Source organism: Desulfurellaceae bacterium, assembly GCA_021296095.1.
GTDB lineage: Bacteria > Desulfobacterota > Binatia > Bin18 > Bin18 > JAAXHF01.
Window position 1 is genome coordinate 1 of record JAGWBB010000101.1, and the last position, 9,288, is coordinate 9,288.

Here is a 9,288-nt window from a genome sequence, read left to right on the forward strand (position 1 = left end):
AATCTGTTGCAGCACGGGCGAGGCGCGCCAGTCCTGGGGCTGTCCGCTGGCCAGCCAGTCTTCGTAGGCCACGACCGAATCAAACGCGGTGCTGACCGGACCGGTTCGGCGGGTATCGCGGTACAGAGACTCGATATTTTTGAGCGAGTAGCGCGGCTCACCAACCCGCAGGCCCTGGCGGATAACCGTATACAGATCGACGAACACGTTGTGTCGCAGCAGCTCATCGACCTCGGTCTCACGGGTTCCGTAGCGGCCCATCAGGCGGCGCACCACAGCGACTTCATAGTTGGCGTAATGGTAGATGTGCAGCGCCGGGTCAGCCTGCCAGCGGGCGAACACCCAATCGACAAAGCCCTCAAAGGCCCGCTTTTCCTGAGCGGCGTCGTGAGCCCACCAGTCGACAAAGCGGGGGACGCCGTGTTCGAGGCAGGTCACCCCGAACAGGTATTCCAGCCCGCCCTTCATCAGCGGATAGCCCTCACGCGGAGACTCGGGTGGCAGCAGGGCCAGGCCCTTACGCGGATCGTCCGGCGCGGGTTCCACGATTTGATATGCTGGTCTGTCGGTCCCGGCAGACGCAAGCTGGAGTCGGGCCTGATCCCGTAGCCGGACAAACACCGCGTCATCCAGGCGCGCCACGTGCTGACGCTCGGTTTCGGCCAGGCCGCGCAGCGTCTGGACACCTGCGGCGTGCAACTTCTCGACCTGGGTCTGGCTGATGTTGGCCACCCGGCACAGGTGATCGCTCGATTCGAGCAGCGCTTCGGCGTGCGACTGCCAGCGGCCGTTCTCGTCCCAGGGGTTAGGCAGCGGAGGACTATCGAGGTCAAAGCCATCCAGGAAGGCGACAAAGGCGCTTTTCAGCGACCGGTAGTAATAGATGTAGTCGGCCGTCCGAAACGTGTGCGCCCGGCCGTCGCCCGTCACACAGTGCAGCTGCTCGGGACACCGCCCCTGGACCGCTTCGAGCAGGTCGGCATACGCGCACAGCTGGATCACAAACTCGGGCCGTACCGTCCGCGCCAGCTTGGTCTCCCACGGCTCGTAGACGTAGTCGCCCAGCCGTGACGGCGCTGCAACCCGGATCAGGAAATCGGCTTCGCCAAGCCGATCAGCCTCGTCCAGCAGGCCGTGGAAAATCACCTCGTGCCCCGCCTGCATGGCGCTGCGGGTGAGCGCCGCGCGATCCCCGCCGGACGGGACGCGATAGACGTGGCGGCCCTGGTCTCGGAGCTGCTTGAGGAAGGCCTGCTCGTGACGGCGACCGTGTCGGCCCAGGCTCAGCTGCTGGGCCGACTCCGCATCCGGCTGAGCGGCCTCGGGGTCGTCGAGGCACCTGCGCGTCATCCACGTCGCAAAGGGCGAACTCAGAAATTCGAGCAGGTCGGAAGGGGTGTACAGATACCGATGCGTAGCCTTGCGCATGAGCGGTAGTCCTGACGCACTTATTCCAGGACGACTCCCCGAAAGGACGAGCCAAAGCTCACTCCGGTCACGTGGGGCTGGGCGGCCAGCAGGGATTGGACGGAATGGCGGGCGTGAAACTCCTGGCGGATAGCGCTGAAGTCGGCGTCGGCCCCGCCGCCCTCGCGGAGTTCGGGCAGGATATGGTCGAGCTGGTGCAACAAGACCCGGACCTGTTGGCGGTTATGGACCGACCAGACCACTTCCTGGCCGACCCCGACCTTGAGGCTGTCGTTCAGAAACAGCAGCGGAAACCCCTCCTGCTGGGCCAGATTGTGGAGCAGATGGTAGTCGTCGGCCTGGCGCGGATTCAGATAGGCAATGCCTTCGAGCAGGGACTCGGCGTCGGTCGCAATCCGCACCGCCACGGCAACCAGCCACACCCCTTCCCGGCCCTGATAGCCGACGAGACGCACGGTGATCGGCAGCCCTTCACGGCGGAAGGAGAACAGCTCGCGCACCCGCATGGCCAGCCCGGTTTTGCGCCGCCCGGTCAGGCCGACCAGGAGGGGCGCGTAGAGCGCCTGCTGGCGGAGCCGGGCATGATAGCCCTTGGCCACATTGATTTTCACAGCGCGCTTCTCCTTGGCTCACACGTCCAGTCTCGCCTTATATGCGCTGCGGCGCGGGGTCAAGAGAACATGACACGAAGTCGAGAGTCACCACCCGGACGAGGCTTTTCTTCCCATCGAATCCCATTACCTCATAGCCGGCTCCCGGCTCAAGCTTTATTCCGAGCGGAGTGAGGGATTGTTGGGGGAGCAGGGTAACATCGGCTCCAGAATCGACCAGCATTGGCACTTCTGGTACCGTTTTCCCCGTTTCTGGATTGCGCAGCGTGACCCGGGCCAGTGGAGCAGGCGGGTGAAAAAGTCGGGCATCATACGCCGGCATCTGGATCGGCCTCAAGGACAACAACCTGCTTCTCGAAATCCGCAGCTTGCTCAGGATGCACCAGACGTGGGCTGCCTGTATATGCGCCAGTCTGGACCTCCGCCTCGGGGATCAGGATATACACCTTCGCTTTTTCCGGAAGACGAACTGAGGACAGCAGACGAATCTTTCCATTCTCGACAACGCCCTCAAGGGCTACAGCTCCCATGCTTCACCCCGCTTGTTCCAGGCAGATGAGCAGCAGCTATCTCCCCTGCTCGGCAATCAGGGCGTCAAGCTCTTGACGTAGACGGTCGAGCACCATGTCGTAGCCGAAGTGACCGAGCTTGGTACTCTTCTTTTTGAGATTGACCGTTGTCGGCCCACACCACAGACCCAGGTCGGCGTCATCCGTCTCGCCCGGACCGTTCACCCGGCAGCCCATGACGGCGATGGTGATATCGTGCTGTTTGGCGTAGGCCGTCATGGCTTTGACCTGCTGGGCGAGTTCGACGAACTTTTCGTTCTCGACCCGCGAGCAGCTCGGACACGAAATGATGTTCAGCCCCGAGTCCAGATCGGGTACCGACCGAAAGCGTCCGTTTTTGACATCGTCGATGATCTGAAATCCTGCCGTCACTTCCTCGTGCTTGCGCTCGTTGGGCAGGGTCAGGGACACGCGCAGGGTATCGCCGATGCCCTGCGCCAGCAGCTTCTCAAACGCGATGCGGCTCTTGATGATCCCGTCGGGCGGCAGCCCGGCTTCGGTTACGCCGAGGTGGAGCGGGACATCGGGCCGCGCCGCAGCAAAACGCGTGTTGGCCTCGACCACCTTGGCCGGGTCCGAATCCTTGAGCGACACCACAAAACGCTCAAAGCCAAGCTCCTCCATCAAACGGCAGTGGTACAGCGTGGACTGAATCAGAGCCTCCATCTGATCGCCCGGATATTGGGCCAGAAAGGCCGGGGCGACCGAGCCACAGTTCACTCCCACCCGTATTGCCACGTCGTTATCGCGGGCGATATCGACCAGCCAGGCGACCTTCTGGGGAATGCTTTTGGCCTTCTCAATATGGTGCAGATGGCCGGGGTTGTAGCGGATCTTGTCCACATACGGGGCGACCGCAGGCGCGACCTTGTAGTTCTCCTGGAGGTCAACCGACAGGGTGGCGGTCGTTTGGGCGCGGATCTCTTTGAGCGCGGCCGCCTCCTTGGGGTTATCAACCGCAATGCGGACCACACCGGCCCCGGCCTGCTGCAACTGATGGACCTGGGCAACCGTGGCGTCGATATCGGTCGTCTTGGTCGCGCACATGCTCTGGACAAGGAGCGGGGCGCCGGAGCCAAGTTCGGCCTGGCCGATCCGCACGGCGCGGGTGGAGGTCTGTTTCATGGTCTTTCCTGGTCTGAGCCCACACGATCAGTGCAGGATCGGCATTTTGGCGATAGGCGCCTGCGGGTTTTTTTTGGCGTACTCTTGCAGTTGGCTCTGCACCTCTGCAATCCAACGCTGAGCTTTGTCTTCGTCGATCTCCCCGGCTTCCCGTTTGCGTTCAATCTCGTCTAGAAATCGCTCATAAAAGGTTTTCATGCCCCGCTCCTTCGGGTCAGCTTGGCAGAAAAGGAGGCTGGCGTCTAGGCCGAGATAGGGAGCCCGGCTCAGAACGGCTCGGACTCGAGGGTGACGGCGATCTGCATGGGTTTTCCGGCCCGAATAAAGGTGAAGGTGACCCGGTCGCCTGGTTCGTAGGAGCCCAAGGCTCGGGAAAAAGCCTGGGCGTCAGGGATAGGGGTGTCGTTGATCGCAATGATCAAATCCCCGGGCAGGTCAGCCGGCGCATGCCGGTTTGTGTACACGTGGTGGGCGATGGTCAGCGGAATGGCAAAGGCGCCGGCCGGCGACATGGACAGGGCCAGGACGGCGACCCTGAACCAGTTGGTGCCCTGCTGTTGAGGCGTGTTGGCGCCGATAAATCCGGCCCGGGCGGCCGGACTGCCGGGGATGACGCTCAGAACTTGGACGCCCTGCAGCCCCTCGTGTTCGGGCGTCGCGTACAAGGCGCCCAGATAGGTCCGCTGCTCGGTCGGCTGCTCGCTTTCAGCGGCAGCCCAGAAGTCTGGCGGCAGAGCGTCAGGGGCGGGCTCGGTCGGGTCTGAGGCGTGATCCGTGGCCTGGCCGAGTATGACCTGAGACGGAGCCCCGGACGCCTCGGGCGCCGCTGGCTGGGCGACAGCCTGTTCGAGAGTGTGGGGGGCGTCGAGCGTGACCGGTTCGGCCGTGTCCGGGCTGGGCTGACTCTCCTGGGCGTGCGGGACGAGGGGCCAGACACACAGCGCAAGCGCGAGCCCGAAGGCGTATATTTTCATCGCTCCCCCTCCTTCCCGTGCGGACGGCCCATTATTCCAGCGCCAGGAGAATATGCAAGCCGTTGCTAGTCAAGGCCGGCCAGGACCTGTTCGAGGCCTTCGACCGGTACCATCGCCCCGACTTTCTTGAAGCGGACGATGCCCTGTTTGTCGATGATGACATAGGCGCGGTTGCCGAGCCGTTTGTCTTCGTCCAGCCAGCCGGTATAGTCACGAATCACCTCGGGCGCGGCAAAGGCGCTCAGGAGAGGGTAATCGAGCTTCAGCTGCTGGGTAAAGACTTTTTGGGACGCACCGTGGTTGGTGCTGATGCCGAGGACTTTTGCGTTGAGTGTTTTCTCCACCCCCTGACCGGAGGATAGTTGCAGGGTTCAACCGGAGGTGAAGTCGAGGACATAGAACAGCAGGACGACGTTGTCCTTGTCCCGAAAGTCCTTGAGGCACACCTGGCTGGCGTCGCTGGACGGCAAACAAAAATCTGGAGCCGGGCTGCCGACCTCGGCCTGAGCCCAGGCCTGGCCGCTCAGCGCCAGCGCCAGCAGCGCCCCGATCACCAGCTGCAATCCTGTGTACATAGAGTATCCTTTCTCACTGGCTGGACTTGCCCCGGCCGTCGCCCTAGGATCGGCCCTAGCTCAGGAGGACACCATGGCCAAAGCCCAGCACTGTCTGATGTGCGCCGAAAAGTTATACACCATGAGCAACTACGGGGAACCCGCTGACGGCCGCTGGCCGCCGACGGTCGAAGACGAGCGCTACGGCACACTGGTCATCTGCCCGGCCTGCGATTCGGCCCACCTGACCTTTATCGACGACACGCCTGGTCATCCCCCTGTTCGCCGTATCCGCAGCCTCAAACCGCCCGACTAAACCGAGTCGGCCGGCCGAAACTTGACCAGCGTCATGTCCGGCGTCACGTCATCATAGGTGGCGACGACCGGCATGCCGATCCGCATTGCCGCAGGGTCGCAGCCGACGATATTGGTCGTCAGGCGCGGGCCTTCGTCCAGCTCGACAATCGCCACCACATACGGCACGTCCTCGCGGAAAGCCGGATGGGTCGGCGCCTGGGCGATGGTGTAGGAGTACACCGTGCCCCGGCCGGACGCCCGTATCCAGCCCAGCTCTGAGGACAGACACTCGGAGCACACCTCGCGCGGGTAGAACAGCACCGCGCCACAGCTCTTGCAACGCTGGATCTGAAGCTCGTGGCGTTTAGCGGCATCCCAGAACGGCTGCGAGGAGACGGTCGGACGGGGAAGGGGCTTGGTATAGTCTGGCATGGGCTCCTCCTAGTTGACGCCGATCACCACGCTGCACTGCTCGCTCATGATGCCACCGTTGCCGTTGACATAGCCAAGTCTGGCGGTCTCGACCTGGCGCGCCTCGCCCCGACCCATCAGCTGGCGCACGCCCTCAATCAGATGGCTCATGCCGCCGGCCAGACCGGGCTGGCCGAACGACAGCTGACCGCCGTGAGTATTGGACGGGAAGTCGCCCTGATAAGACAAGTCGTGGTCCTCAACAAAGCGGCCTCCCTCGCCCTTAGGGCAAAAGCCGGCGTCTTCCAGGGTGACCAGGACCGTGATCGTGTAACAGTCGTAGGGCTGCACAAAGTCCATGTCCTGGGGCGTGAGCCCGGCCATGCCGAAGGCGGCCTCGGCCGCAGGTTTGACCAGGGACGTGGTCAGGCTCTCGGCCCGCGTGATGCTACAGTGGCCGCCCGCCTCGCCGGCTCCCAGCAGATAGACCGGGGTGTGGGGGCTGTCCTTGGCCCGCTCGGCGCTGGTGACGATGAACGCCCCGCCGCCGGTGCACGGACTGACGATCTCCAGCAGATGCAGCGGATCGACGATCATGCGCGAGTTGAGCACGTCCTCAACGCCGATCTCCTTGTTGCCAAACAGAGCCGCAGGGTTGCGGCAGGCGTTTTTGCGCTGATCGACGGCGACCTTGGCCAGCTGCTCGGACGTGGTGCCGAACTCGTGCATGTGGCGCTGGGCAATCAGGGCATAGCCCGGATTGGCCGCGATCAGGCCGTAGGGCGCGTCAAACTCGGCGTCCAGGCGCGGGAACGGCGGGGGTTTGCCCACGCTCATCGTCTTGCTGGTCCACGAATCGCCCAGGACGCACAACACGTTGTCACACATGCCGGCTTCAATGGCTGCGGCCGCCCGCCAGAACATGCCGGTGGCCGACGCTCCGCCCAACTCGACCAGATCGAAATAGCGGGGGTGGAATTGCAGGTATTCGGAAATGACCGACGGCCACAGCACGCTGTAATCGCCAATCGCCATGCCTGTCAGCAGGCCGTCGATGTCCTGCTTTTTCAGACCCGCGTCGGCAATCGCATCCCGCGCCACTTCCCCAATAATCCCCAGCGGCGTTTTCCCGCCGCCGCCCTTTTGGGGGGTCATCTCAGCAAAGCCAGTAATGGCCGCTTTTCCTTTCAGACTCATGCGTGTCCTCCTATGACGCCAGGGCTTTGATGCGGGCTACAATCTGCGGCAGCACAAGCCCGGCCTTGTCCTGGATGATGAAATCGGCCGTGGCGTCCGTCAAGTCGGTCGGCTCGGGATTGATCTCAATGACCCGTGCTCCGGCTTCCTTGGCCACGCCGGGCATGGCCGCAGCAGGATACACCACCGCCGAGGTGCCGATCACCAGCATCAGCTCGCAGCTGTGGGCCTCCTGGTAGGAGCGGGACAGGGCGTGGGGGGGAATCGGCTCGCCGAAAAACACGCCGGCCGGCTTGAACACGCCGCCACACGCACAGTACGGGGGCAGACTCTCGAGCGACACCTCGGTCAGGGGCAGGCTGGTATCGCAGCGCTGGCACACCACTTGGCGCATATTGCCGTGAAACTCAATCACGTCCTGGCTGCCGCCGGCCTGGTGCAGATTATCGACATTCTGGGTGATGATGCAGCCCAGCAGCCCCACCTGTTCCAGCTGGGCCAGGGCGTAATGCCCCGGGTTGGGCTGGGCCGTTTTCAACTCGGTAAAGTCGCGCATCATCTGCCAGACTTTGCCCGGGTCACGCCGAAAGGCGTCAATCGTGGCGTACTCCTCGGGATCGTAACGGTCCCACAAGCCGCCCGGATCGCGAAAGGTCGGAATCCCGCTCTCGGCCGAAATGCCCGCGCCGGTCAGGGCGATCGTCTTGCGGGACGTGCGAATGGCCTGGGCCGCGCGTTCAATCCGCTCCTGCATAGTCGTGTCCTCCGCCGGGCCGGATTCGTCATGCGGGCCGGCCGCCATGCTGATCTGCTCATGTCCTGAGTCTTTCGTCAAGGAATTTTTGTACGACCGCCACAAAAGCCTCGGGCTGGTCCAGGAAGACGTGATGGCCGGCGCCGGGGATGTCTGCCACAGCGGCGTCCGGGCAGCCGGCACGCAGCTCAGCCAGGCCGCGGGCCGACAGCGTGGTGCTGTTCTGGCCGCGGACAAACAGGCATGGACAGCCGAGTTCGGACAAGCGCGGGCCGAGATCGACGGGCGCCCTACGCAGTGCCGCCCGGTCGCTCTTCAGCCTGAGCCGCCCGTCCGGCGCGGGACGGACGCTGTGCCTGGCAATCGCCCGGAACAGCTCGGGCTGGGGGCGGCTGTCGGTCGGCAGCAGGCGAAACCGCCTCAGCAACTCGTCTTCGTCCCGGTAGCTCGGGGCGGGTAGCGCCCGCACCAGGCGCATGAAACGGCTGTTCGACAACGATCAGGGCCCGCGGCCGTGGTGTCCGGGTGAGGGTATAGGCCAGGGCGATAAAACCGCCCAGCGAGTGACCCAGCAGGACCGGCCTGTCCGGATCCAGGGCGGTGATCAGGCCGTGCAGGTCGGCGACATAGTCGTCGATTTCGTACGCTCCCGGGCCGGCCCAGTCCGTGTCGCCGTGGCCGCGCAGGTCGGGCGCCAGCACCCGGTAGCGGTGGCTGAGGACGGGTGCAATATGATCCCACCAGTGGGCGTGGGCAGCTCCGCCGTGGAGCAGGATCAGCGGCGGCCGGCCCAACTGGCCCCAGGCCAGATAGTGGACGCTGAGGCGACCGAGCCGAATGAAGTGGCGCGTCGGCGTCATGGCCTCAGCCCTGTTCGGCAGCCCTGACCAGACCTGCGGCGCAGGCCGGCTGACTGCCGAAGTGAAGGTGGATATAGCTGGCCAGGCAGCGCTTGTAGGCATAGCCCTCCGGGCGCGGGCTGTCGCCGGGGCGTTTGCGGACCGCATACACGGCGCGTATCGGGTCACGGCACAAGTCGGGCTCCTCAAGCTCCGAATAATGGAACTCGTGGCCTCTGACCGTGCCGGCCGGAAAGAGGCCGTGGCCCGCCTCAAGGCTCACCTCGACGTAACCCAGGGCGCTTAGCCGCGGCAGCACGCGCACCGTGGTCGGATAGATGCCGACCATGGGAAAGCGCCTCCCCTGCCCGTCTCGAATAGCGTCGGCCAGGTACATCAGCCCCCCACACTCGGCGTACACCACACCCCGGTCTTCGATAAAATCCCGAACCTCCCCACGCAGGGAAACGTTGGCCGCGAGCCGGGCGGCGTGCAGCTCGGGATAGCCCCCGCCGAAGTACAGCCCCTG

14 protein-coding genes are annotated in these 9,288 nt (G+C 64.2%); 1 reads left to right on the top strand and 13 read right to left on the bottom strand.

Going from position 1 to position 9,288, the window contains the following annotated elements:
• From J4F42_18955 to J4F42_18990, 8 genes are all read right to left on the bottom strand, one after another.
• Positions 1–1,428 (bottom strand): TM0106 family RecB-like putative nuclease (locus J4F42_18955; GenBank protein ID MCE2487597.1); only part of this gene is annotated, 1,428 nt, incomplete at its 3' end.
• Between the two features lie 20 nt (positions 1,429–1,448).
• Positions 1,449–2,039 (bottom strand): hypothetical protein, encoded by a 591-nt coding sequence (locus tag J4F42_18960; GenBank protein MCE2487598.1) that lies wholly within the window; start codon positions 2,037–2,039, stop codon positions 1,449–1,451.
• Between the two features lie 308 nt (positions 2,040–2,347).
• Complete coding sequence (locus J4F42_18965; protein MCE2487599.1) at positions 2,348–2,569, bottom strand: hypothetical protein; 222 nt, start codon at positions 2,567–2,569, stop codon at positions 2,348–2,350.
• 36 nt (positions 2,570–2,605) lie between these two features.
• The gene (gene ispG, locus J4F42_18970; GenBank protein ID MCE2487600.1) at positions 2,606–3,733 is read right to left on the bottom strand and encodes a (E)-4-hydroxy-3-methylbut-2-enyl-diphosphate synthase; all 1,128 of its coding nucleotides are present in this window, start codon (positions 3,731–3,733) and stop codon (positions 2,606–2,608) included.
• A gap of 27 nt (positions 3,734–3,760) precedes the next feature.
• Positions 3,761–3,931 (bottom strand): hypothetical protein, encoded by a 171-nt coding sequence (locus J4F42_18975; protein MCE2487601.1) that lies wholly within the window; start codon positions 3,929–3,931, stop codon positions 3,761–3,763.
• Positions 3,932–3,999: 68 nt separating this feature from the next.
• Positions 4,000–4,707, bottom strand: coding sequence for a PDZ domain-containing protein (locus J4F42_18980; protein ID MCE2487602.1), 708 nt, complete (start codon positions 4,705–4,707; stop codon positions 4,000–4,002).
• 65 nt (positions 4,708–4,772) lie between these two features.
• The gene (locus J4F42_18985; GenBank protein MCE2487603.1) at positions 4,773–5,051 is read right to left on the bottom strand and encodes a redoxin domain-containing protein; all 279 of its coding nucleotides are present in this window, start codon (positions 5,049–5,051) and stop codon (positions 4,773–4,775) included.
• Between the two features lie 27 nt (positions 5,052–5,078).
• On the bottom strand, positions 5,079–5,282 hold the full coding sequence (locus J4F42_18990) for a redoxin domain-containing protein (GenBank protein MCE2487604.1): 204 nt from the start codon (positions 5,280–5,282) through the stop codon (positions 5,079–5,081).
• Positions 5,283–5,355: 73 nt separating this feature from the next.
• On the opposite strand from J4F42_18990, the gene J4F42_18995 reads away from it, so the two are divergent.
• Positions 5,356–5,577 carry a hypothetical protein gene (locus tag J4F42_18995; GenBank protein ID MCE2487605.1) on the top strand — a complete coding sequence of 74 codons (222 nt, stop codon included), beginning with the start codon at positions 5,356–5,358 and terminating at the stop codon, positions 5,575–5,577.
• Here the strand turns inward: J4F42_18995 and J4F42_19000 are convergent.
• The 5 genes from J4F42_19000 to J4F42_19020 form a co-directional block, all read right to left on the bottom strand.
• Positions 5,574–5,990 carry a Zn-ribbon domain-containing OB-fold protein gene (locus J4F42_19000; protein MCE2487606.1) on the bottom strand — a complete coding sequence of 139 codons (417 nt, stop codon included), beginning with the start codon at positions 5,988–5,990 and terminating at the stop codon, positions 5,574–5,576. The two genes, J4F42_18995 and J4F42_19000, sit on opposite strands and share 4 nt — an antisense overlap.
• Before the next feature lie 9 nt (positions 5,991–5,999).
• A complete protein-coding gene (locus J4F42_19005) occupies positions 6,000–7,166 on the bottom strand; it encodes a thiolase family protein (GenBank protein MCE2487607.1) in 1,167 nt (388 codons plus the stop codon).
• Positions 7,167–7,176: 10 nt separating this feature from the next.
• The gene (locus J4F42_19010) at positions 7,177–7,920 is read right to left on the bottom strand and encodes an NAD-dependent deacylase (GenBank protein MCE2487608.1); all 744 of its coding nucleotides are present in this window, start codon (positions 7,918–7,920) and stop codon (positions 7,177–7,179) included.
• Positions 7,921–8,210: 290 nt separating this feature from the next.
• On the bottom strand, positions 8,211–8,780 hold the full coding sequence (locus J4F42_19015) for an alpha/beta fold hydrolase (protein ID MCE2487609.1): 570 nt from the start codon (positions 8,778–8,780) through the stop codon (positions 8,211–8,213).
• A 4-nt stretch (positions 8,781–8,784) separates the two neighbouring features.
• A partial coding sequence (locus J4F42_19020) for a hypothetical protein (protein ID MCE2487610.1) occupies positions 8,785–9,288 on the bottom strand: 504 nt, incomplete at its 5' end.